We start from the raw sequence: 22,584 nt of genomic DNA, 5'->3' as shown, positions 1-22,584 counted from the left end.
TACTAGACGACCTTGAGCTGCGGATGGGCCAGCCGTGCGTGCAGGTCGTGCTCGCTGGCCGACTCCACCACCACCTCGACGAACTGGCCCGGACGCAGCGCTTGGCCGTCGGCGATCAGCACGCTGCCGTCGATCTCCGGCGCATCGGCGGCCGAACGCGCCACCGCACCACCGGCGCCGGCCTCGTCGACCAGCACCTTGATCGTGCGGCCGATCTTGCGCTGCAGTTTCGCGGCGGAGATTTCCGCCTGCACCGCCATGAACTGTTCCAGCCGGTCTTCCTTCAGCTCCTCGGAGACCGGGTCGGGCAGCTCGTTCGCCTTCGCGCCATCGACCGGCGAATAGGCGAACGCCCCCACGCGATCGAGCTCTGCCTCGCGCAGGAAGTCCAGCAACTCCTCGAACTCCGCCTCGGTCTCGCCGGGGAAGCCGACGATGAAGGTGCTGCGGATGGTCAGGTCCGGTACCTGCCTGCGCCAGTTCTGGATGCGCTCCAGCGTCCGGTCGATGTTGCCCGGGCGCTTCATCAGTTTCAGGATGCGCGGGCTGGCGTGCTGGAACGGGATGTCCAGGTACGGCAGCAGCTGGCCGGCGGCCATCAGCGGCATCACCTCGTCCACGTGCGGGTACGGATAGACATAGTGCAGGCGTGCCCACACGCCAAGTTCCGACAGGCCTTCGCACAGCTCGGTCATGCGCGTGCGATACGCCTTGCCGCGCCACTCGCGCTCGGCGTATTTCAGGTCCACGCCGTAGGCGCTGGTGTCCTGCGAGATCACCAGCAATTCCTTCACGCCGCCCTTGACCAGGCGTTCGGCCTCCAGCAGCACCTCGTCGACCGGGCGCGAGACCAGGTTGCCGCGCATCGAGGGAATGATGCAGAAGCTGCAGCGGTGATTGCAGCCTTCGGAAATCTTCAGGTAGGCATAGTGCTTCGGGGTCAGCTTCACGCCCGTGTCCGGCACGATGTCGATGAACTTGTTGCGCACTGGCGGCAGCGCCTTGTGCACCGCCGTCATCACGCTGGCGTAGTCCTGCGGGCCGCTGACCGACAGCACGTCCGGATACGCCTCGCGGATCAGCGCCTCGCGCTTGCCCAGGCAACCGGTAACGATGACCTTGCCGTTCTCGTTGAGCGCCGTGCCGATCGAATCCAGCGACTCCTGCACCGCCGCGTCGATGAAGCCACAGGTATTCACCACCACCGCGTCGGCCTCGTTGTAGCTGGGCACGATCTGGTAACCCTCGACCTTCAACTGGGTAAGGATGCGCTCGGAATCGACCAGCGCCTTGGGGCAGCCGAGGCTGACGAAACCGATCTTGTGCGAAGCCTGGGACATGGCCGGGTTACCGTGAAAAGCTGTGGGGTAACAGGCGATTATACGGGAATGGGGAATGGGGAGCGGCAGAGCGCGCCGCTTTTGCGTTTGCTGTTGTTCCCCGTTTCCCTGTTTCCCGTTCCCCACAATGCCTAGAATCGTCACTCCCCCGCAGGAGCCGCATCATGGGCCAGTCCATCAACATTCCCACCTCCGGCACGCAGTGCATCGGCGCCTACCTGGCCCAACCGGCGGGCACGCCGAAGGGCGGCATCGTGGTGATCCAGGAAATCTTCGGCGTCACCGCGCACATCCGTGACCTGGCCGACCGCTTCGCCGACTACGGCTATACCGCGATCGCACCCGCGTTCTTCGACCGGCTGGAAAGCGGCGTCGAATTGCCCTATGACATGGTCGGCGCGAATCGCGGCAAACAGCTGGTGGCGGAACTGGGGCTCGAGCGCGCGCTCGAGGACGTGGCCAGCGCCGCCGAATCGATCAGCTCGGCCGGCAGGATCGGCACGGTCGGCTATTGCTGGGGCGGCACCGTCGCGCTGCTCGCCGCACTGCGTCTGGGGCTGCCGTCCGTGAGCTATTACGGCGCGCGCAACCTGCCGTTCCTGCACGAAATACCGAAGGCGCCGGTGATGTTCCACTTCGGCGAGAAAGACCACAGCATCACGCCCGAAGCGGTGGCGAAACATCGCGAGGCGTTGCCGCAAATGGACACCTTCACCTACCCCGCCGATCACGCGTTCAACCGCGATGGCAGCCCGAGCTACCACGAGGCCAGCGCCCGGCTCGCACTGCAGCGCACGCTGGCCTTCTTCGACCAGCATCTGGCCGGCGCAGCATGAGCGAGGCGGGCTTCATCCTCGACCCGCGACTGGCAGCCGATACCTGCCCGGTGGCCTCACTGTCCTTGTGCGACGTTTTGCTGATGAATGACGCGCGCTATCCGTGGCTGATCCTGGTGCCACGTCGAACCGGCCTGGTCGAGGTCGGCGACCTCGGCAGTCACGAGCAGACCCTGCTGTGGCAGGAGGTGGGCCGCGCTGGTGCTGCGCTTCGTGCCGCGGCACCGTTCGACAAGCTCAACCTGGGTGCCCTGGGCAATATCGTGCGGCAACTGCATGTGCACGTGGTCGGGCGTCGCGACGGTGACGCCGCCTGGCCGGGGCCGGTGTGGGGAAATGGCAGCGCGATGGCCTACGCCGCCGCGCAACGCGAGCAGCTGATTGCCGCGCTGCAGGGCGCACTCGCCAACTGACCCGGCCTGTCAAAAGAAAGGGCCGCAGCGCGCTGCGGCCCTTCTTCATGGAGTTCATGCCGCAGATCGAACTTCGCCGTCGTCAATGCAACTGCGCGTCCGCCACGGGCGACCAGCATGCGATCAGTGCTGATTCTCCGGATCGAAGCCGCCGCTGCTGGCCGACTTGCCTTTCTGCTCGTCGGGCAGAGCCGACGGTGCATGATGGTCTTCCAGCTCACGAGCCTTGGTATCGACCGGATTGATCTTGGTCAGCGTGCCCTTGTTGTCGTAGAACACGGTGAAGCCGTAGTCCATCTGCATGCGCGCCATGTATTCCAGGTGCCGCTTGCGGATCTTCGCATCGTCGCTGGGCAGCAGCAGAACGGTTTTTGGCAGCTTCCCCTGATCCTTCAGATAGGCAAAGTGGCTGCCCATGTCGAGTGCGGAGAGCACGGCGCCATCCAGCAGGAACTGGCCATCCTTGTAGGACTCGATGGTGGCGTCGAACTGCCCCTTCATCGAAGCGGTGCTTACGTCGCTTTTGGTGCTGCCGGAGTGGCAACCGGCGAGCACCAGCACGCCGCCCAGCATGAGCGCGGCCGCAGCTCGCTTAAGCATCGTGGAAAAACGGATCATGCGGGTCTCCTGGAAGCAATCGGACATGGAAGCCATCAAACGACGGGATCGATGGAAGTGTAGCGCGGACTGCGACGACTGACGTGCCCAGGGGGCCCGTCCGGTCACGGCATTCAGGTACGCGGCAAGGTCACGCCCTGCTGGCCCTGGTACTTGCCGCCGCGGTCCTTGTAGCTGGTTTCGCATTCCTCGTCGGATTCGAGGAACAGCATCTGCGCCACGCCTTCGTTGGCGTAGATTTTTGCGGGCAGCGGCGTGGTGTTGGAGAATTCCAGCGTCACGTGGCCCTCCCACTCCGGCTCCAGCGGCGTCACGTTGACGATGATGCCGCAGCGCGCATACGTGCTCTTGCCCAAGCAGATCGTCAGCACCTTGCGCGGGATGCGGAAGTATTCCACCGTGCGCGCCAGCGCGAACGAATTCGGCGGGATGATGCACACGTCCGCCTCGACGTCGACGAAGCTGGTCGGATCGAACGACTTCGGGTCGACGATGGTGGAGTTGATGTTGGTGAAGATCTTGAACTCGCGGGCGCAGCGCACGTCGTAGCCATAGCTCGACGTGCCGTAGGAAATCAGCTTGCTGCCGTCGCGCAGCTTCACCTGGCCCGGCTCGAACGGCTCGATCATGCCGTGACTCTCGGCCATGCGGCGGATCCACTTGTCGGGTTTGATGCTCACACTGTCTCCGCTGGTTGGCTTGGCAGCCCGGAACGGCCGGGGCGCAGTCGGCAAAAATACACGGTCAGGGCATCGCGGCGCCAGCCGAAGCCCGTCAATGCGCCGCCAACGCTTCCACCAACAGCCGCAGCGCCACCTGCAATTCGGCGCAGCGATCGGCATTTTCCAGCACCTGCGTCACCGAGCAACCGGCGCCAGGCAAGGCCACCATCACCGGCCGGGCCGCCAGCAGTTGCGCGGACATGGTGGTGAGGATCTCGGCCAGCGCCTCCTGCGCGTGATACGAACCACGCGCCGCAGTGTTCAGCAGCAACACTGGCTTGCCGGGGAAGTCCGGGCTGCCGACCAGCCAGTCCAGCAGGTTCTTGAACGCACCGGGCACGCCGTGCGCGTACTCGGGACAGGCGATCAGCAAGGCATCGGCCGAGTCCACCGCTTCGCGCAATTCGGCGACCGCGGACGGCAGCGGATCGGTCTCCGCATCGGGATTGAACAGCGGCAGTTCACCGAGCCCCTTGTAGAGCAGCAGCTCCAGCGTCGATGGCGCCAATCGATACGCCGCTTCAAGCGCCGCCGAGTTCGACGACACGCGGCGCAGGCTGCCGGAAAGGCACAACACCTGCGCCGCCACCCTCATGCGGTGGGTGCGCCCTGCACCACGATCTTGCCCAGGCCCAGCGACTTGTTGCGCGGCTGGCGCGACAAGCGTCCCGCCGCGTTGCGGGCGATTTCGCGATAGCGCATGGCGAGGTCGGAATCGGGCATGGCCGCCACGGTGGGATTGCCGCTGTCGGCCTGCTCGCGAATGCGGATGTCCAGCGGCAGCGAACCGAGATAGGCCGCGCCGTACTGGCTGGCCATGCGCTCGCCGCCGCCTTCGCCGAAGATGTTTTCCTCGTGGCCGCAATGCGAGCAGACGTGGGTGGCCATGTTCTCCACCACGCCCAGCACCGGCACCTCGACCTTCTCGAACATCTTGAGCGCCTTGCGCGCGTCGAGCAGGGCGATGTCCTGCGGCGTGGTGACGATCACCGCACCGGCCACCGGCACCTTCTGCGACAGCGTGAGCTGGATGTCGCCGGTGCCCGGCGGCAGGTCGACGATCAGGTAGTCGAGCTGCTCCCAGCGCGTATCGGTGAGCAATTGCATCATCGCCTGGGTGACCATCGGACCGCGCCAGATCATCGGCGTGTCCTCTTCCACCAGGAAGCCGATCGACATCACCGGCATGCCATGCGCCTGCATCGGCAGGATGCTCTTGCCGTCGGGCGAGGCCGGCTTGCCGTGCACGCCGAGCATGGTCGGCTGGCTCGGGCCGTAGATGTCCGCGTCCATCACGCCGACCCTGGCGCCCTCGGCCTGCAGCGCCAGCGCCAGGTTGGCGGATACTGTCGACTTGCCCACGCCGCCCTTGCCCGAAGCGACCACGATGATGTTCTTCACGTTCGGCAGCGGCCCCAGCGTGCCTTGCACCTTGTGCACGTGGACGCGGCTGGTAACCGACACGGTGGCCGATTCGATCGCCGGATCGGCCTCCAGCGCCTGGCGCACCCGGCTGACGATGACGTCGATGGCGCCGGCCGCCGGATAGCCCAGTTGCAGGTCCACCGAGACCTTGCCGCCGTCCACGCCCACCGCGCGCACGGCTTCGCCCAGCGACGCGCCGGTGTGGGTATCGATAAGGCCGCCAAGGATCTGGCGGACCAGGGCTTCGTTCGCCTGTGTCATGTCTGCTCGGGGGAATGCGGGGCCGCCATTATGCCAGCCCGCCGGCATCGGTCGGCTGACCCAGATCAGCGCGAACCTGCCGTGGCCGGCGCGCTGCGGGGCGCCGCAAGCATTTGCGCAATGCAGCTTGACGGCCTCCCCCATCCTCGCCAGTCTCCCATCCATACGCTTTCGTACGGGAGGAACACCATGAAGCACGCATTTCGTTGGGCCATCGCCGCCAGCCTGCTGTTTGGCGCCGGTACCGTAATGGCAGCCAATGACACACCGGTCGGCACCTGGAAGACCATCGACGACGAATCCGGCCAGGCCAAGTCGATCGTCGAGATCACCGACAACAACGGCGAACTGCAGGCGCACATCGTCAAGCTGCTCAACCGCAGCCCGGAAGACATCGCCCGCGACGGCGCCGTGGCGATGTGCCGCAAGTGCGACGGCGAACGCAAGGACAAGCCGGTCGAAGGCATGAACATCATGTGGGGCGTGCACCGCAACGACGACGTCTGGGATGGCGGCAAGATCCTCGACCCGAAATCCGGCAAGGTCTACAAGGTGAAGTTGTCGATGCTCGACGGCGGGCAGAAGCTCAACGTGCGCGGTTACATCGGCTTCTCCTGGGTCGGCCGCAGCCAGACCTGGGAACGCCAGAACTGACGCAGTTCAATCGCTCCACCCTGCGCCAAGCCTCATGTCAGCGATCCTGGCATGAGGCTTTTCTTTTAGGCGAGCAAGCCTGCTTCACGCGGGCGCGTCGGCCCGATGCACGGTCAGGCCACGGGCAGTGAAGCTGGCACGCAGCGCACGACCGACCTCGTGTTCGACCACCAGATGCTGCACTTCGTCGATGGCTGCCACCCGATGCGTCGCCACCGTGCCGAGCTTGTCACTGGTGGCGACGACGACGACCTCGCCACTGGCCTCGACCATCGCCCGCTTCAGCAACGTTTCCTCGCTGTCGAAACCCCACAGCCCACCGCTCGCATCTATCGCGCAGGCGCCCGGAAAGCACAGGTCGGCGCGCACGCGCTGAACTTCCTGCACCGCCTGCGCGCCGACGGCGGCACCGATCCGTGCATCGACCCGACCGCCGATCAGCAGGATGTCGAAGCCTTCACGTTCGAGCAGGATCTGCGCGATATCCGGTGCATTGGTCACCACGGTCAGCCCCAGGTCCGGCGGCAGCGCGGCGGCAATTGCCGCGTTGGTCGAACCGGCGTCGATCAGCAGCACCTGCCCCTGCCGCACCAGGGCCACTGCCTTGCGGGCGAGCGCCAGCTTGCGGCCGGCATGTTCCTGTCGTCGCTGCTTGAGCGGTGCGACGGTGGCGGAAATGGGCAACGCACCACCGTAGACGCGCTTGCACAGACCCAGCGCCGCCAGCTCGCGCAGGTCGCGCCTGACCGAATCCTCGGACACCGCGAATTCCGTCGCCAACTCCACCGCCACCACGCGACCGCGCTGGCGCAGTCGATCGAGTATCCATTGCTGACGTTCCTGCGGCAGCATCTCGCCGGGATTCACCTTAGCCATGCTGGCGCACCTCCGGTGCTGTGCCATCGAGCAGCCCCAGCGCGACCAGTTCCCCACGCAGCAACGCGGCATCACGGAACTGCAGCGCATGCATGCCGAGTTTCGCCGCCGCATCCACATTACGCGGGGCATCGTCGACATACACGGCACGGCCCGGATCGATCCCGTAACGATTCAGCAGCAGTTGGAAGATCGCCGGATCGGGCTTGATCATTCGCTCCTGCCCGGACACCACGATGCCCTCGAATGCCTGCAGGAACGCATAGCGTTCGAAGGCCAGCGGAAAGGTCTCCTGCGACCAGTTGGTCAAGGCGTACAGGCGCACGCCACGCGCGCGCAGTTCCTCGAGGATCGCCACGCTGTCGTGCATCGGGCCTCGCAGCATCTCGTCCCAGCGCGTGCGGTAGGCGGCGATCAGGGCCGCATGTTCGGGAAACTCCGCACTGCGCAGCCGGATGGCTTCGTCCCAGCTGCGCCCTGCATCCTGCTGCTCGTTCCACTGACCATCGCAAACCTCGGCCAGGAATTGCTCCATCGATGATTCGTCGTCGAACAGGCGGCGATAGAGATAACGCGGGTTCCAGTCGATCAGGACGCCGCCGAGATCGAAGATCACCGTGTCCGGCACGGCACGTCGGGTCGTGCGCTCGCTCATGTCGTCATCCTCGCGTAGCTGTCATTCAACGCCGCACGATCCGCGCCGAGGCGGCGACCAGCAGCAACATGCCGGCGACCACGGCCAGCGCGGCCGGCAAACTGCTGGCATGGGCCATGAAGCCGATCAAGGCCGGGCCGCTGAGCAGGCCGGCGTAACCCAGCGCAGTCACCGTGGCGATCGAAATCGCCGGCGGCTGGCCCGGCAGGCGACCCGCCGCACTGAACATCAGCGGCACGATATTGGAGGCGCCCAGGCCGATCAGCACGAAGCCAGTCAACGAAGCCGGCGGCCAGTTCGCCATCGAAGCCAGAAGAAACCCGAACGCCGCCACGCCGGCGCCGACGCGCACCGTCCACACCGGACCCAGCCGCGCGATGGCCCGGTCGCCCACCAGCCGACCGCTAGCCATGGCCACCGAGAAACACGCGTAGCCGATGCCGGCGGATGCAGCGGAGAAGCCGTGGAAGTCACGCAGCAGCACCGCGCTCCAGTCGAGCATGGCGCCCTCGGCCAGGAAACTGACGAAGCACAACACGCCAAGCAGCAGCACCAATCCGCGCGGCAGCCGGAACTTCACCGTCTGCCTGGCCACATCGCCCACGCGGGCAAGCAGGTCGCGACGTTGGCCGAGCACGATCAGCATCAACAGCAGCGCGATCGCCAGGGCACCGACCACCAGCGGCAGGCCGAGCGCCAGCAAGGCGCTCATCAGCGCGGCGCCGACCAGGCCGCCGATGCTGAAAAGCCCATGAAAGCCCGACATCAACGCGCGGCCGTCGCGCCGCTCCACCTCGACCGCATGCGCATTCATCGCCACGTCCACCGCGCCAAGCATCGCGCCGAAGTACAGCAGCGTCACGGCCAGCGTCAGCACATCCGGCACGATCGCGAGCACGGGAATCGCCACGCACAGCAGCAGCCCGGCCACGCTGATCACCTGGCGGTTGCCGTAACGGTGGGTCAGCAGGCCGACCAGCGGCATCGACAGCATCGAACCACCGCCGAAAGCCAGCAGCACCAGGCCCAGAGCCGCGTCGTCCAGTCCCAGCCGCGCCTTCACGTACGGCACCATCGGCGCCCAGCTGGCCATGCCGATACCGGACACCAGGAAGATCAGGCGCGTGGCGCGGATGGCGCCGGGCAGACGCTGCGGCCCGGCCTGCAAGGACTCTCTCGACACGCTGATGGTTTCCAGTGCGTTCAAAACGTGCACAAATGTATAAAAACAAGATAAAACATGCAAACCAGTCGATGCCTGTCCCGGCGACCGGATGGCGCGCGCCGGCATCGCCACGAGCACGGCGGGCCCGCCGCGACCCGTGCGTCGGCGCACGATCGGGATGGACCTGCATGGCATAATGCGCAGTCATCCCGGAGTGCCCGCCCACCATGAGTCGTCGCCTGCTCGTCACCAACGCCCTGCCCTACGCCAATGGCCCGCTGCACATGGGCCATCTGCTGGGCTACATCCAGGCCGACATCTGGGTGCGAGCGCAGCGAATGAGCGGCAACGAAGTGGCCTATGTCTGCGCCGACGACGCCCACGGCACGCCGATCATGCTGGCGGCAGAAAAGGCCGGAATGACGCCGGAGAACTACATCGAAGGCATCCGCCAGGGCCACGAGGCGGACTTCGCCGCCTTCGGCGTGGCGTTCGACCACTACCACACCACCCATTCGGACGAGAACCGCGAACTGGCGACGCTGATCTACACGCGCCTGCGCGACGCCGGCAGCATCGCCAGGCGCAGCATCCAGCAGCTGTTCGACCCGGAAAAGCAGATGTTCCTGCCGGACCGCTACATCAAGGGCACCTGCCCGGTCTGCAAGACACCGGACCAGTACGGCGACAACTGCGAGAACTGCGGCGCCACCTACGCACCGACCGACCTGATCAATCCCTATTCGGTGATGTCCGGCGCCACCCCGGTGCTGCGCGACTCGGAGCACTACTTCTTCGAGCTGGGAAAGTTCGAGGGCCTGCTGCGCGACTGGTTCGCCGGCGCATTCACCGGCGGCAAACCGGTGGCCAACAGCGGCGTGGCCGCGAAGCTGCGCGAATGGCTGGACGGCGGCCTGAAGGACTGGGACATCTCGCGCGACGCGCCGTATTTCGGCTTTCCGATCCCCGACGCGCCGGGCAAGTTCTTCTACGTGTGGCTGGACGCGCCGGTCGGCTACCTGGCCAGCTTCAAGGCGCTGTGCGACCGGACCGACCTGCAGTTCGACGACTTCCTCGCCGCCGACAGCAACGCCGAGATGCATCACTTCATCGGCAAGGACATCATCAACTTCCACGGCCTGTTCTGGCCCGCGATGCTGCACGGCGCGAACTTCCGCACGCCCACGGCGCTGCACGTGAACGGCTACCTGACGGTGAACGGCGCGAAGATGTCCAAGTCGCGCGGCACCTTCATCCAGGCGCGCACCTATCTCGATTCGGGCCTGCATCCGGAGTTCCTGCGCTACTACTTCGCCAGCATGCTCAACGAGACGCCGGTCGACGTGGATCTCGACCTGAAGGCCTTCGAAGAGCGGGTCAATTCGCACCTGGTCGGCAAGTGGGTGAATATCGCCAGCCGCACCGCCGGCTTCGTCCACAAGTTCTTCGACGGCCGCCTGGCCGCGCAGTTCGGCGCCGAGGAAGCGGCCCTGTGGAACAGCCTGCTGGAGCACTACGACGGCGTCGCCGAACTCTACGACAGCGGCGAGTTCGCCGAAGTCACCCGCCGCTTCGTGCTGATGGCCGACATCGTCAACGGCCACATCGCCGCCAAGGCGCCATGGGCGATGGCCAAGGACGAGGCCCAGCGCGAAGCACTGCACCATGTCTGTTCGTTTGCACTGGGCGCGTTCCGGCTGCTGGCCGGCATGCTGAAGCCGATCCTGCCGGCCACGATCGGCGCTGCCGAGAAATTCCTGGCCGCACCCATCGTCGACTTCGACGACGCCCGCAGCAGCCTGCACAATCACACCATCGAAGCATTCGAGACGCTGATGGGCCGCATCGATCCCAGGCTCATCGAGGCGATGATCGAATCGTCGAAGGATTCACTCGGCGCCCCTGCCGAAGCCCCCAAAACCCCGAAGAAGAAGCCCATGACCGAAGACACCAAGCCTGCCGCACCGAATCCGGCGTCGCAGAACGCCGACGCCGGCACCATCGGCATCGACGACTTCGCCAGGCTCGACCTGCGCATCGGCAAGGTCAGCGCGTGCGAATTCGTCGAGGGCTCGGACAAGCTGCTGCGCTTCGAACTGGACGCCGGCCCGCTGGGCACGCGGCAGATCTTCTCCGGCATCCGCGCGGCCTACGCCGAGCCGGAAAAGCTGGTCGGCCGCAACGTGGTGTTCATCGCCAACCTGGCGCCGCGCAAGATGCGCTTCGGCCTGTCCGAAGGGATGATCCTGTCCGCCGGTGACGGCGGCAGCGACCTGTTCCTGCTCGACGCCGACCAGGGCGCGAAGCCCGGCGCCACCGTCCGCTGACACGACCACGCCGTTGTAGGAGCGCACAGGGTGCGCTCCTACAAACGAATGACCAAAACCGCTATTGCTTCGTGTAAGTCACGAAGAATCCGACCAGGTCGCCGTTCTCGTTGTACGGTGCCATGTCCACGTAACGGTAGCCGCGCGCGGCGTAGTCGGCGTGCGACTTGGTGAGTTGGTTCGCCATGTGCTTCTTGCGGAAACCCAGGGTGGCATCGACGAACACGGTCACCGTGTCGCCCGGGACTTCGGACGACGCCGCCTGCGCGGGGGTGGCATGGGTCAGCATGATCGCACCACCGGCACCCAGCACGGCGGTAAGCAACAACGAGGCGAAAAACGACGATTTCATGGCAACACTCCAACCGACGGCAATTGCGGGACAATGGGCGTCGATTATCGCCCGCCCCGCCATCGCGCATGAGTGATCCCGTCACCCTTCTCGCCGACCGCATCGACGCCGTGCTGCCGCAGACCCAATGCGAGCAATGCGGCTACCACGGCTGCCGGCCGTATGCGGAGGCGATCGCCCGCAACCAGGCGCCGATCAACCGGTGCCCGCCAGGCGGCACCGCCGGCATCGAAAAACTGGCCACCCTGCTCGATCGCCCCGCACTGCCACTCGATCCCGACTGCGGCATCGAACATCCGCGCATGCTGGCGCGCATCGTCGAGGCCGACTGCATCGGCTGCACCAAATGCATCCAGGCTTGCCCGGTCGACGCCATCATCGGCGCCTCGAAGCTGATGCACACCGTGGTGGCGGACGACTGCACCGGTTGCGAACTGTGCGTGCCGGCCTGCCCGGTCGACTGCATCGTGCTCGAACCGATGCCGCCCGAGCAAATCGATGTCGCCCATGCCGATGCGGCGCGCGAACACTTCCAGCGCCGTGAATCGCGCCTCGAACGCCAGCGCGCCGAACGCGAGGCCGAACTGGCGGCGCGCAAGCTTGCCGTGGAAGCGGCGGCCGGAACGGTCAACCCGGTGCAGGCCGCGCTGGCCCGCGCCAGGGCGAAGCAACAGGAGTCGAAACCGTGAAGCGCGCTGAGGTGATCGAGCTGTTCTCGCGGCTGCGCGAACTGGACCCGCATCCCACCACCGAACTGGCATACACCACGCCGTTCGAACTGCTGGTGGCGGTAGTGCTGTCGGCGCAGGCCACCGACGTCGGCGTCAACAAGGCCACCCGCAAACTCTATCCGGTGGCTAACACGCCGCAGGCCATCATGGCCCTGGGCGAGGAAGGACTGAAGCGCTACATCAGCACCATCGGCCTGTTCAACGCCAAGGCGAAGAACGTGATCGCGCTGTGCCGCCTGCTGATCGAGCAGCATGACGGCGAGGTGCCGCGCACCCGCGAGGCGCTGGAAGCGCTGCCCGGCGTGGGCCGCAAGACCGCCAACGTGGTGCTCAACACCGCCTTCGGCGTGCCGACCATCGCGGTGGACACGCACATCTTCCGCGTCTCCAACCGTACCGGTCTGGCGCCGGGCAAGGACGTGCGTGCGGTCGAGGACAAGCTGGAGAAAGTGGTGCCGGCCGAGTTCAAGCAGGACGCCCATCACTGGCTGATCCTGCATGGCCGCTACGTGTGCAAGGCGCGCAAGCCCGATTGCCCGCACTGCGTGATCCGTGACTTGTGCCGGTACAGGGACAAGACGGTGGAGTGAGGAAGGAGCCCCGTTCCTCGCTAGTCACCCCGCCAACTGCGCCCGCTCCAGCGCCGCGATGTGCCGTTCCAGCCGCGGCCCCAGATAGCAGTGCGAGCCGCATGGCAGCAGGCCGACTTCGCCGAACTCCCGCAAGTACCAGGCCGGCGCGCGCGAGACGAAACCCTGGTGGTCGCCGGCCACGTCGTCGCGACTGGTGAACACTTCGAGGAAGGCCACGCCTTCGAGCATCTCGCCGATGCCTTGCAGGCCGGCGCGGATTTCCGCCGGCTTCAGGTAGTGCAGCACGTCGGTGCACACGACCAGGTCGAAACGCTCGTCGAAGCGCAGGCATTCCAGCTGGCCGAAGCGGGCCAGGCCGATGTTGCGGCTGCGGCCGTAGCGCGCCACCACGTACTCGCTGGCGTCCAGGCCGCGGTAGGTGATCCCCGGCCGCAACGCGCGCAGCGGCGCGCGCCAGGTCGCCTCGCCGCAGCCCACGTCGAGCACGTTGCGGATCGGACGCCCCAGGTAATACTCGGCCTGCGCCACCACCATCGCCACCTTGCGCCGCAGTTCGGCCGCCGACGCCACGGAATGTCGCGGGTCGCGGTACCACTTGTCGAAATAGGCGCGGTCGTAGGTCTTGGTCATGCGGAGGTCCGGGCAAGCGTGGGCAGCGTCCATGGTATCCCGCCCGACCCGCCGATCCGGATGCGGCATCACTTTCTGCATGCGCTGCCGATGCCAGCATCGCCGCCAGCTTCCATCGCCGCCCCGAGGAGAATCCCATGCCCATGGTCCGCTTCCGCCTGATCGGCAGCCGCGCCGACGCCGATGCCGTCATCGCGACCCTGCACGGCCTCGACCGCATCGAGCACGTCGAGGAAATCGACGACCTGGTCTCCGGGATGCGCGACGACTCCAGCTCCAGCGACTCGGTCAGCGACAGCGAGGGCCACATCTATCGCATCGAAGTGGACACGCCCGACGACGACGTCGCGGACGACGTGCGCGCCCGCGCCGAGGAGGCGGCCGGCGAAGCGGCCGCCGGCATCGAGTTCGTGGACGAGTTCTGAACGGCGGGAACCACGCCCGTGTCATCCGTTGGGCGGGCGCGGCGTTGAAGCCTTCTGTGGTGCCGTGACGCGCAGCGCCTCCCAGCCAAGGTTCCGCCATGCAACCCTCTACCGCCTGGTTTGAAGCTCGGCACGGCAGGCTCCATCGCCGTCTGCTCCCGTTCACCGCGGCCTTGCTGCTGTCTGTCGCCGCCTCGGCGCATGCGCCGGACTCCGCGGGCCGACCGCTGGCTCCGTCCGACGTGCAATGGCTGCAGCGGGCAACTTTCGGCATCGACTCGGCCAGCCTGGCCAGCTACCGCCAGCTCGGCCGCCAGGGCTGGCTTGACGCGCAACTGGCCGGCCGCAACGACACGCTGCCACCGGCCATCGCCAACCTGATCGCCAGCTACCCCGCAATCAGCACGCCGCCGGAAGAGCTGCTGGCCGAGGCGGCCGAAGCGCGGCGCCAGCTGAAGTCGATGCCTGAGGGCAACGCCAGGGTCGCCGCGAAGAAGAACCTGCAAAAGCAGGCTCGCGAACTGGCCCAGCAGGCGCAACAGGCCGAACTGCTGCATGCGATCTACGGCAGCAACCCGTTGAAGGAGCAGCTGGTGTGGTTCTGGCTCAACCACTTCAGCGTGTATGCCGCCAAGGGTCGTGTGCGTCTGCTGGCGGCCGACTACGAGGAACGCGCGATCCGGCCCCATGCGCTGGGCAAGTTCCGTGACCTGCTGCTGGCCACGCTGAAAAGCCCGGCGATGCTGGAGTATCTCGACAACGCGAAGAACGTGAAGGGCAAGACCAACGAGAACTACGCCCGTGAGCTGATGGAACTGCACGCCCTGGGCGTCGGCTCGGGCTACACCCAGCAGGACGTGCAGCAACTGGCGCTGATCCTTACCGGCGCGGGCATCGCACCGGCGGCACCACGGCGAGCCGGCCGCTTCGGCCGCACGCGGCCGGGCTTCGTGCGCGACGGCCTGTTCGTGTTCAATCCGGACCGGCACGACTTCAGCGACAAGACCCTGCTCGGCCAGCGCATCCACGGCAGCGGCTATCGCGAGATCGAGCAGGCGATGGATCTGATCACCCGGCAGCCGGCCTGCGCCCGTTTCGTCTCGCGCCAGCTGGCCGAGTATTTCGTGGCCGACCGGCCGCCACCGGCCCTGATCGAAGCGATGGCGAAAACCTTCCAGCGCAGCGACGGCGACATCGCCGCGGTACTGCGCACGATGTTCGATTCGCCGGAGCTGACCGGCGGCGAGGCGAAGAAGTTCAAGGACCCCACCCGTTTCCTGGTTTCCGCGATGAAGCTCGCCTACGACGGCCAGCCGATCAGCAACGCGCAGCCGCTGGTCAACTGGCTCAACCAGATGGGCGAGCCGGTGTTCGGCCGGGTCACGCCCGACGGCTGGCCGCTGGACAGCGCCAGCTGGTCGGGCTCGGGCCAGATGGCGACCCGATTCGAAGTGGCCCGCGCGATCGGCAGTGGCCGCAACAAGCTGTTCATCACCGACGAGCCGGACCCGGCCACGCCGCGGGCACGCCCGGCCGTGCCCGCGCTGGACTCGCCGCTCTACCGCGCCGTGGTCGAACCGCGCCTGTCGCAAGCCACCCGGGCGGCATTGGGCAAGGCGACTTCGGCAGCGGAATGGAATACCTACCTGCTGTCGTCGCCGGATTTCAATTACCGCTGAGGTTTCCGCAAAGCCATGATGAACCGTCGCCAATTCCTGCTGGCCGCCGCCTCCGCCGCGGCGGCCCTGCCCGCCCTGTCCTTCAGCGGCAGCCTGTTCGCCGCGCCCGCCAGCTCACCGCGCTTCCTGCTGGTGTTCCTGCGCGGCGGCTACGACTGCAACAACCTGCTGGTGCCCTACGCCAGCGATTTCTATTACGAATCACGCCCCACCTTGGCGATCGCCAGGCCCGATCCCGCCAATCCTGCCAGCGCGATCGCGCTGGATGCGCAGTGGGGACTGAATCCGGTCTTGCGCGAATCGCTGCTGCCGCTGTGGCAGCGCAAGCAGCTCGCCTTCGTGCCGTTCGCCGGCACCGACGACCTGTCGCGCAGCCACTTCGAGACCCAGAACAATATCGAGTCGGGCCAGCCCACCGCGCACCGGGGCAGTTTCCGTTCGGGCTTCCTGGCGCGATTGTCCGGCCAGCTCAGCGGCGTGCCAGCGATCGCCTTCACCAAAAACCTGCCGCTGAGTTTCCAGGGCGCCGGCAAGGACATCCCCAACATCTCGATGAAGGCCGGTCCGAAGGCCCGCTTCAATGCGCGGCAGTCGGCGATCCTCGGCAACATGTACAAGGGCACGCCGCTGGCCGCCGCCACCGCCGACGGGCTCGCGCTGCCGGCATCGATCTCCGAGGACCTGCGCAACGAGATGGTCAAGGCCAGCGGCGGCGCGCCCAGCGCCCGCAGCTTCGCCAGCGAGACACGGCGCATCGCCACCCTGATGCGCGACCAGTACCGGCTCGGCTTCGTCGACGTCGGCGGCTGGGACACCCACGTCAACCAGGGCAGCGTCAGCGGCGGCCTGGCCAACAACCTGCGCAACCTGGGCGAAGGCCTGGCCGCCTATGCCGAGGCGCTGGGCGACGAATGGAAAAACACCACCGTGGTGGTGCTGTCCGAGTTCGGCCGCACCTTCCGCGAGAACGGCGACAAGGGCACCGACCATGGCCACGGCACCGTGCATTGGGTGCTGGGCGGCAAGGTCAACGGCGGTCGCATCGCCGGCGAGCAGGTCGCGGTGAACGCCGCCAGCCTGCTGCAGAACCGCGACTACCCGGTGCTCAACAATTACCGCGACGTCCTGAGCGGCTTGCTGGCGCGAACCTGGGAGCTGTCGAACAAGCAGTTGCAGGGCGTCTTCCCGCAGGCACGGCCGCGTGACCTGCAATTGGTATGAGCGAAGTTCGCGCGTTCAGTCGGCCGTGCGCGGCACCAGCATGTGCTTGGCGATGTAGCCGTGCAGACGGCCCAGGCCGCGCGCCAGATGCAGGGTGGCGAACAGCAACACGATGCCGATCACGCACATCGCGATCGCGTCGCCCCAACCCGGCGCGTGCGCGCCGAAGCCCCAGTTCACGAGAACCTGGTGGTTCACGTACAGCCCGGGCATCCAGTCGTTGTGGAACATCATCGCCAACGGCGCGCCGATGAAGGCGACGGATACGCTGAGCAAGGTCACCGCGAGCGTGAAATACACGATGCCCAGCGGCAGCATCAGCCACATGTAGCAGAGCGTGGTCCAGGTGTGCACGTCGGTGAACATGCGACCGATGCGCCGCATCAGACTCATGCCCTGGGTGGGATACACCGGCCGCCGCGGCATGCGCATGCCCAGCATCGCCTCCACGATGCGCCCCTCGACCAGCGACAGCACGCGCACGCTGCCGAAGAACAGCACGATGAACGGCAGGCCGATGATCAGCACCGACAGACCTGCCGACAGCGACAATCCGGTGACGGCCCAGGTGAAGTAGAAGATGCCCGTGGCCAGCGACAGCAGCATGTAGAACAGCGCGCCGTAGGTGCGCGGATCGGCCGCCACGCCGAAGAAGCGCCCCGCCAGCGAACGCCGCTTCGGCAGCGGCGGCGGACGCAGTGCGCGCTGGATGCGGATTTCCTGATCACGATAGATCTCGGCCACCTCGTCCGGCGCGCCGTAGCTGCCCACCACGTGCTCCAGCATCGCCGCTTCGCCACGCTCGGGCTGCTCGGCCAGTTCCGAGCGCAGGTGTTCCTCGGCGTCGTACAACGCATCCTGGATCAGGGCGGGGTCCGCGCCACGCAGGGCGGCGCGCAGTTGTTCAAGATACTCGGCGATGCTGCGTGGCGCGTTCATGACACCCCTCCTTGCAAGACGTTATCGACGGAATCGCGGGTGGCGTTCCACGCGGCGATCCACTCGCGCAGGACTTCGCGCCCCGGCTTGGTGATGCGGTAATAGCGGCGCGGCGGCCCGCTGACGGACGGCTCGACTTCGCTGCCCAGCAGGCCGGCGGCTTCGAGATTGCGCAACACCGGATACAGCGCGCTCTGCTTGCCGGCCAGCACGCCCTCGCCCACCTCTTCCAGCCGCTTGGCGATCTGGTAGCCGTACATCGGCTGACGCGACTGCCCCAGCACCGCCAGCAGCACCAGCGACACGGTGCCGCTGGAAAGCTCCTTCTGGAACTTCTTCAACTGGCTGACGCTGTCGTCCATCCCGCTCACCCGCACTGCCGCTTAGACTGAGGTGAATCATAGTATTAACTTGACACTAGTACATGGGCCTGAAGTCATGCCTGCGATCAAGTGGTCGCGGCACTCTGCTAAGTTGCAGCCCTCGCCTATCGGTCACCCAAGGGGAATGCCATGCGTCGTCGCCATCTCATCGCCGGTCTCGCGCTGGCCAGCAGTCTGACCGCGTTGCCTGCCCTCGCCGCCGAGCAGGGCAAGCCCACGCCGACGACCAAGGAAATCCTGGCGAAATCCGCGCCGGCCGAATGGCGCAGGCCCGATCCGCAGAACCTGCTGGTGATGCAGCTGCCGACGGGTCGCGTGGTGATCGAGCTGGCCCAGGATTTCACCCCGCTGCATGCGGCGAACATTCGCACCCTGGTGCGCCAGCACTACTTCGACGGGCTGGCGATCATCCGCGTGCAGGACAACTTCGTCACCCAGTGGGGCGATCCGAACGACGACGAGAACGGCGACAAGGACAAGATCCGTTCGCTGGGCAAGGCCAGCAAGACCCTGCCTCCGGAGTTCAGCCGCGCGATCGCTGCGAAGCAGCCGTGGACGCCACTGCCGGATGGCGACGTCTACGCACCCGAAGTCGGTTTCAGCGGGGGCTTTCCGGTGGGCCGCGATCCGGCCAGCGGCCAGGAGTGGGTGGCGCACTGCTATGGCACGGTCGGCGTGGCGCGCGACGTGGCGCCGGACAGCGGCAGCGGCAGCTCGCTGTACGCGGTGATCGGCCAGGCGCGGAAACTGGATCACAACCTCGCCGTCGCCGGCCGCGTGCTGGAAGGCATGCCCCTGCTGTCCGGCCTGCAGCGCGGCCCCGAACCGATGGGCTTCTATGCCGATCCCGCCCGACGCACCCGCATCGAATCGGTGCGCCTGGCCGCCGACATGCCGGCGCAGGAGCGTCCGGCGATCGAGGTGCTGCGCACCGACAGCGCCAGCTTCGCGGCCCTGATCGATGCCAGTCGCCATGGCCACAATGCGTTCTACCCCGAGCCGGTGGGCAAGGTCGGCCTGTGCAGCCTCACCGTGCCGGTGCGTGACGCCAAACCGGTGCACTGAAGCCAGGGCGGGCGCACTCAAGGCCGCTGCCCGGATGAATCCCCGCTGACGCCAGCGGGGACTTCACCACGAAATCTTGTCACGCGGGGGGCTATGCATGGACTTCGCGACCCCGTGACAGGAGACCAGCATGAAGCGCAGCCGCAAAGTCCTCGCATGGATCGTGGGAGTCGTGCTGGCGGTGCTGCTGATCCTGGTCGTGGTGATCGCCACCTTCGACTGGAACCGGATGCGTCCGTTCATCAGCGACAAGGTGAGCAAGGCGATCGGACGGCCATTCGCGATCAACGGCGACCTCACCGTCGACTGGCGGCGCGACCGCAACGGCAGCTGGCTGGCCTCGCTGCTGCCGTGGCCCGAGTTCACCGCACGCGACATCAGCATCGCCAATCCCCCGTGGGCACAGCAACCACAGTTCGCCCGACTGCAGGCGCTGCGCTTCCGGCTTTCGCCGCTGCCGCTGATCGCCCATCGCATCGAGGTGCCGTCGTTGCAACTGGTGCAGCCCAGCGTGGACCTGGAGCGCGACAAGCAGGGCCGCGCCAGCTGGGATTTCAGTTTTCCCCAGAACGAGCAACCGTCGAGCTGGACGCTGGACGTGGGCACGGTCGGCTTCGACCGGGGCCATCTGAGCCTGGACGACGCGCCGAGCCGCACCCGGCTCAAGGCCACCATCGAACCGCTGCAGGGAGCGATTCCCTACGACCAGATCGTGGCGCAGCAGACCGCCGACGCCCGCGAGCAGGCCAGCAAGGCCGTGGGCAAGGCTTTGCCCGAGAGCACGAACAAGGCTTTGCCGGACAGCGCAAACAACGCAGCCGCCGACAGGCAGCATCGGCCGGACAACGCGATCACCTACCAGTTCGGCTGGACCGCCGAGGGCAGCTACCAGGGCAATCCGCTGAAGGGTCACGGCAAGACCGGCGCCATGCTCGCCCTGCAGGACGCGCGTCGGCCGTTCCCCCTGCAGGCCGACGTGAACCTGGGCGACACCCACATCGCGCTGGTCGGCACCCTGACCGATCCGCTGCACCTGGGCGCGCTGGACGTGCAGCTGTGGTTCTCCGGCTCCAGCATGGCCAAGCTGTATCCGCTCACCGGCGTCACCCTGCCGGACACCCCGCCGTACGCGACCGAAGGCCATCTCAGCGCCGAGCTGCGCCGCAACGGCAGCCGCTATCACTACCAGGATTTCCGCGGTCGGGTCGGCGGCAGCGACCTGTCCGGCGACCTGTTGTTCGTCACCGGCGGCAAGCGCCCCAAACTCACCGGCAAGCTGCATTCGAAGCTGCTGCAGTTCGCCGACCTCGCGCCGCTGATCGGCGGCAGCTCGAAGGCCGCGCCCGCCGATGATCGCCCCGCCCAGCCGGCCGACAAACTGCTGCCGGTCGCACCGTTCCGCACCGAACGCTGGCAGGCGATGGACGCCGACGTGAGCTTCAGCAGCGAGCGCATCGTGCATGGCGAGGCACTGCCGATCGATTCGCTGGCCACCCACCTGGTGATGAACAACGGCGCGCTCTACCTGGACCCGCTCAGCTTCGGCGTGGCCGGCGGCAAGGTGCGCAGCAACATCACGCTGGACGGCAGCCGCACGCCGATGCGCGGCCTGCTGAAACTCAACGCGCGCCACCTCAAGCTCAAGCAGTTGTTCCCCACCTTCGAGCCGATGCACACCAGCTTCGGCGAGATCAACGGCGACGCCGACCTCAGCGCCCAGGGCAATTCCATCGCCGCCCTGCTCGGTAGCGCGGACGGCGAACTGAAGCTGCTGATGAACGACGGCGCGATCAGCAAGACCCTGCTGGAAACCGCCGGCCTCAACGTGGGCAACATCGTCATCGGCAAGCTGTTCGGCGACAAGACCGTGGAGATCAACTGCGCCGCCACCGACATGGCCGCCAGCGACGGACTGTTCGACATGCGCCTGTTCGTGTTCGACACCGACGACGCGGTGATCAACGTGACCGGCACAGTGAACCTGGCTAGCGAGAAACTCGACCTGGACGTGACGCCCCACACCAAGGGCTTCCGCGTGTTCTCGCTGCGCTCGCCGCTGTACGTCAACGGCACGCTGAAGAACCCCAACGTCGGCGTGCACCCTGGCCCGCTGATCGCCCGCGGCGCCGGCGCGGTGGCGTTGAGCGTGGTCGCGGCGCCGGCCGCCGCCCTGCTCGCCTTGGTCGCGCCCAGCCATGACGACGACGGCGAGAACACCTGCCGCACCGTGCTGCAGCAGCTGCGCCAGTCCGGCCGGATGATGCCGTCGCAGAAGCGGCCGGCCGCCGTCCGGAAGGCTGCTGGCGGGCGCTAGAATGCGGCATCTCCCCGTGCGATGCCCTCCATGCAACCCGTCAGCCAGGCCCGTCTGCAGATTCACTTCTGCGTGTTGCTGTGGGGCTTCACCGCGATCCTGGGCAAGCTGATCACCTTGCCGGCCCTGCCGCTGGTGTTGTGGCGGATGGCCCTGGTCACGCTGGCGCTGCTGCTGGTGCCGCGGGTCTGGCGCGGCTTGCGTGCGATGCCTGCGCGGCTGATCTGGGCGTACGCCGGCATCGGCGTGCTGGTGTCGCTGCACTGGCTCAGTTTCTACGCGGCGATCAAGCTGTCGAACGCCTCGGTCGGCGCCACCTGCATCGCGCTGGGCCCGGTGTTCCTGGCCTTCATCGAGCCATGGATCGCCCGGCGCAGGTTCGACGCCCGCGAACTGCTGATCGGCGTGGCGGTGGTGCCGGGGGTGGTGATGGTGGTGGGCGGCGTGCCGCACGACATGCGTCTGGGCATCGCGGTGGGCGTGCTGTCGGCGCTGTTCGTGGCGTTCTTCGGTTCGCTCAACAAGCGCCTGGTCGAACACGGCGATCCGCTCACGGTGACCTTCATCGAGCTGGGCACCGGCACCGTGTTCCTCGCCCTGCTGGCGCCCCTGCTGCCGCACGTCGGGCCAGCCTTCGTGCTGCCGGGCCTGCACGACGCGCTGCTGTTGCTGGCGCTGTCGTTCGGCTGCACCCTGCTGCCGTTCGCGCTGGCGCTGGTGGCGCTGCGCCACATGAGCGCGTTCGGCACGCAGATGGTGACCAACCTGGAACCGGTCTACGCGATCGTGCTGGCGATCGTGCTGCTGGGCGAGCAGCACGAGCTGGATCAGTGGTTTTACGCCGGCGTGGCGGTGATCCTGGCTGCGGTGTTCATGCACCCGCTGCTGCATCGGCGCCGGCGCATGCCGGAACAGGCCGAGCTGCTGGGTACCACCGAAAGCCACAACATCATCGACTGA

General features: G+C 66.8%; 24 protein-coding genes. 12 read left to right on the top strand and 12 right to left on the bottom strand.

Features of this window, described 5'->3' with window-relative positions; translation table 11 throughout:
• Positions 1-2: 2 nt before the first annotated feature.
• Positions 3-1,340, bottom strand: coding sequence for a 30S ribosomal protein S12 methylthiotransferase RimO (gene rimO, locus ASD55_RS09715; protein WP_056765741.1), 1,338 nt, complete (start codon positions 1,338-1,340; stop codon positions 3-5).
• Positions 1,341-1,504: 164 nt separating this feature from the next.
• Here rimO and ASD55_RS09710 point away from each other — a divergent pair, with 164 nt between their 5' ends.
• Together ASD55_RS09710 and ASD55_RS09705 are read left to right on the top strand one after the other, a co-directional pair.
• A complete protein-coding gene (locus ASD55_RS09710) occupies positions 1,505-2,176 on the top strand; it encodes a dienelactone hydrolase family protein (protein WP_056718711.1) in 672 nt (223 codons plus the stop codon).
• Complete coding sequence (locus ASD55_RS09705; RefSeq protein ID WP_056718710.1) at positions 2,173-2,589, top strand: HIT family protein; 417 nt, start codon at positions 2,173-2,175, stop codon at positions 2,587-2,589. Before ASD55_RS09710 ends, ASD55_RS09705 begins: the two co-directional genes overlap by 4 nt.
• A 123-nt stretch (positions 2,590-2,712) precedes the next feature.
• Here ASD55_RS09705 and ASD55_RS09700 read toward each other — a convergent pair whose 3' ends face one another.
• The 4 genes from ASD55_RS09700 to apbC form a co-directional block, all read right to left on the bottom strand.
• On the bottom strand, positions 2,713-3,207 hold the full coding sequence (locus ASD55_RS09700; protein ID WP_056719135.1) for a hypothetical protein: 495 nt from the start codon (positions 3,205-3,207) through the stop codon (positions 2,713-2,715).
• Between the two features lie 113 nt (positions 3,208-3,320).
• The gene (gene dcd, locus ASD55_RS09695; RefSeq protein ID WP_056718709.1) at positions 3,321-3,887 is read right to left on the bottom strand and encodes a dCTP deaminase; all 567 of its coding nucleotides are present in this window, start codon (positions 3,885-3,887) and stop codon (positions 3,321-3,323) included.
• A gap of 94 nt (positions 3,888-3,981) precedes the next feature.
• A complete protein-coding gene (locus ASD55_RS09690) occupies positions 3,982-4,524 on the bottom strand; it encodes an NADPH-dependent FMN reductase (RefSeq protein ID WP_056765739.1) in 543 nt (180 codons plus the stop codon).
• Positions 4,521-5,615 (bottom strand): iron-sulfur cluster carrier protein ApbC, encoded by a 1,095-nt coding sequence (gene apbC, locus ASD55_RS09685; protein ID WP_056765737.1) that lies wholly within the window; start codon positions 5,613-5,615, stop codon positions 4,521-4,523. Before apbC ends, ASD55_RS09690 begins: the two co-directional genes overlap by 4 nt.
• 189 nt (positions 5,616-5,804) lie before the next feature.
• Between apbC and ASD55_RS09680 the strand changes: the two genes are divergently transcribed.
• Complete coding sequence (locus ASD55_RS09680) at positions 5,805-6,269, top strand: DUF2147 domain-containing protein (protein ID WP_056765736.1); 465 nt, start codon at positions 5,805-5,807, stop codon at positions 6,267-6,269.
• Positions 6,270-6,353: 84 nt separating this feature from the next.
• Here ASD55_RS09680 and ASD55_RS09675 read toward each other — a convergent pair whose 3' ends face one another.
• The 3 genes from ASD55_RS09675 to ASD55_RS09665 are packed head-to-tail and all read right to left on the bottom strand — an operon-like array spanning position 6,354 to position 8,983.
• Entirely contained in the window at positions 6,354-7,145 is a 792-nt protein-coding gene (locus ASD55_RS09675) for a DeoR/GlpR family DNA-binding transcription regulator (RefSeq protein ID WP_056765734.1), read from the bottom strand.
• Entirely contained in the window at positions 7,138-7,800 is a 663-nt protein-coding gene (locus ASD55_RS09670) for an HAD family phosphatase (RefSeq protein WP_056765731.1), read from the bottom strand. The genes ASD55_RS09675 and ASD55_RS09670 overlap by 8 nt, the downstream gene beginning before the upstream one ends.
• Positions 7,801-7,825: 25 nt before the next feature.
• Positions 7,826-8,983, bottom strand: coding sequence for an MFS transporter (locus ASD55_RS09665; protein WP_235577772.1), 1,158 nt, complete (start codon positions 8,981-8,983; stop codon positions 7,826-7,828).
• Positions 8,984-9,192: 209 nt separating this feature from the next.
• Here ASD55_RS09665 and metG point away from each other — a divergent pair, with 209 nt between their 5' ends.
• On the top strand, positions 9,193-11,292 hold the full coding sequence (metG, locus tag ASD55_RS09660) for a methionine--tRNA ligase (RefSeq protein WP_056765727.1): 2,100 nt from the start codon (positions 9,193-9,195) through the stop codon (positions 11,290-11,292).
• 61 nt (positions 11,293-11,353) lie between these two features.
• Here metG and ASD55_RS09655 read toward each other — a convergent pair whose 3' ends face one another.
• Entirely contained in the window at positions 11,354-11,644 is a 291-nt protein-coding gene (locus ASD55_RS09655) for a hypothetical protein (RefSeq protein WP_056765725.1), read from the bottom strand.
• Positions 11,645-11,712: 68 nt separating this feature from the next.
• On the opposite strand from ASD55_RS09655, the gene ASD55_RS09650 reads away from it, so the two are divergent.
• Together ASD55_RS09650 and nth are read left to right on the top strand one after the other, a co-directional pair.
• The gene (locus ASD55_RS09650; RefSeq protein WP_056765723.1) at positions 11,713-12,333 is read left to right on the top strand and encodes an RnfABCDGE type electron transport complex subunit B; all 621 of its coding nucleotides are present in this window, start codon (positions 11,713-11,715) and stop codon (positions 12,331-12,333) included.
• The gene (gene nth, locus ASD55_RS09645; protein WP_056765722.1) at positions 12,330-12,965 is read left to right on the top strand and encodes an endonuclease III; all 636 of its coding nucleotides are present in this window, start codon (positions 12,330-12,332) and stop codon (positions 12,963-12,965) included. Before ASD55_RS09650 ends, nth begins: the two co-directional genes overlap by 4 nt.
• Positions 12,966-12,989: 24 nt before the next feature.
• Here nth and ASD55_RS09640 read toward each other — a convergent pair whose 3' ends face one another.
• Positions 12,990-13,598 (bottom strand): class I SAM-dependent methyltransferase, encoded by a 609-nt coding sequence (locus ASD55_RS09640; RefSeq protein WP_056718699.1) that lies wholly within the window; start codon positions 13,596-13,598, stop codon positions 12,990-12,992.
• 137 nt (positions 13,599-13,735) lie between these two features.
• Between ASD55_RS09640 and ASD55_RS09635 the strand changes: the two genes are divergently transcribed.
• From ASD55_RS09635 to ASD55_RS09625, 3 genes are all read left to right on the top strand, one after another.
• Complete coding sequence (locus ASD55_RS09635; protein ID WP_056765720.1) at positions 13,736-14,023, top strand: hypothetical protein; 288 nt, start codon at positions 13,736-13,738, stop codon at positions 14,021-14,023.
• 98 nt (positions 14,024-14,121) lie between these two features.
• A complete protein-coding gene (locus ASD55_RS09630) occupies positions 14,122-15,702 on the top strand; it encodes a DUF1800 domain-containing protein (RefSeq protein ID WP_082542732.1) in 1,581 nt (526 codons plus the stop codon).
• Positions 15,703-15,720: 18 nt separating this feature from the next.
• Positions 15,721-16,923, top strand: coding sequence for a DUF1501 domain-containing protein (locus ASD55_RS09625; protein ID WP_056766055.1), 1,203 nt, complete (start codon positions 15,721-15,723; stop codon positions 16,921-16,923).
• Positions 16,924-16,938: 15 nt separating this feature from the next.
• Here ASD55_RS09625 and ASD55_RS09620 read toward each other — a convergent pair whose 3' ends face one another.
• Together ASD55_RS09620 and ASD55_RS09615 are read right to left on the bottom strand one after the other, a co-directional pair.
• Complete coding sequence (locus ASD55_RS09620; protein ID WP_056765717.1) at positions 16,939-17,862, bottom strand: sensor domain-containing protein; 924 nt, start codon at positions 17,860-17,862, stop codon at positions 16,939-16,941.
• On the bottom strand, positions 17,859-18,224 hold the full coding sequence (locus tag ASD55_RS09615) for a PadR family transcriptional regulator (RefSeq protein ID WP_056718696.1): 366 nt from the start codon (positions 18,222-18,224) through the stop codon (positions 17,859-17,861). The genes ASD55_RS09620 and ASD55_RS09615 overlap by 4 nt, the downstream gene beginning before the upstream one ends.
• A gap of 150 nt (positions 18,225-18,374) precedes the next feature.
• Here ASD55_RS09615 and ASD55_RS09610 point away from each other — a divergent pair, with 150 nt between their 5' ends.
• The 3 genes from ASD55_RS09610 (at position 18,375) to ASD55_RS09600 (ending at position 22,584) form a co-directional block, all read left to right on the top strand.
• Positions 18,375-19,310 carry a peptidylprolyl isomerase gene (locus tag ASD55_RS09610; protein ID WP_056765715.1) on the top strand — a complete coding sequence of 312 codons (936 nt, stop codon included), beginning with the start codon at positions 18,375-18,377 and terminating at the stop codon, positions 19,308-19,310.
• A gap of 130 nt (positions 19,311-19,440) precedes the next feature.
• On the top strand, positions 19,441-21,624 hold the full coding sequence (locus ASD55_RS09605; protein WP_056765713.1) for an AsmA family protein: 2,184 nt from the start codon (positions 19,441-19,443) through the stop codon (positions 21,622-21,624).
• Positions 21,625-21,654: 30 nt separating this feature from the next.
• Positions 21,655-22,584 carry a DMT family transporter gene (locus ASD55_RS09600; protein ID WP_056765711.1) on the top strand — a complete coding sequence of 310 codons (930 nt, stop codon included), beginning with the start codon at positions 21,655-21,657 and terminating at the stop codon, positions 22,582-22,584.

The organism is Rhodanobacter sp. Root561 (assembly GCF_001427365.1).
GTDB lineage: Bacteria > Pseudomonadota > Gammaproteobacteria > Xanthomonadales > Rhodanobacteraceae > Rhodanobacter.
Note: the sequence above shows the minus strand (reverse complement) of the source record. Positions and strands in the feature narration are given on the sequence as shown.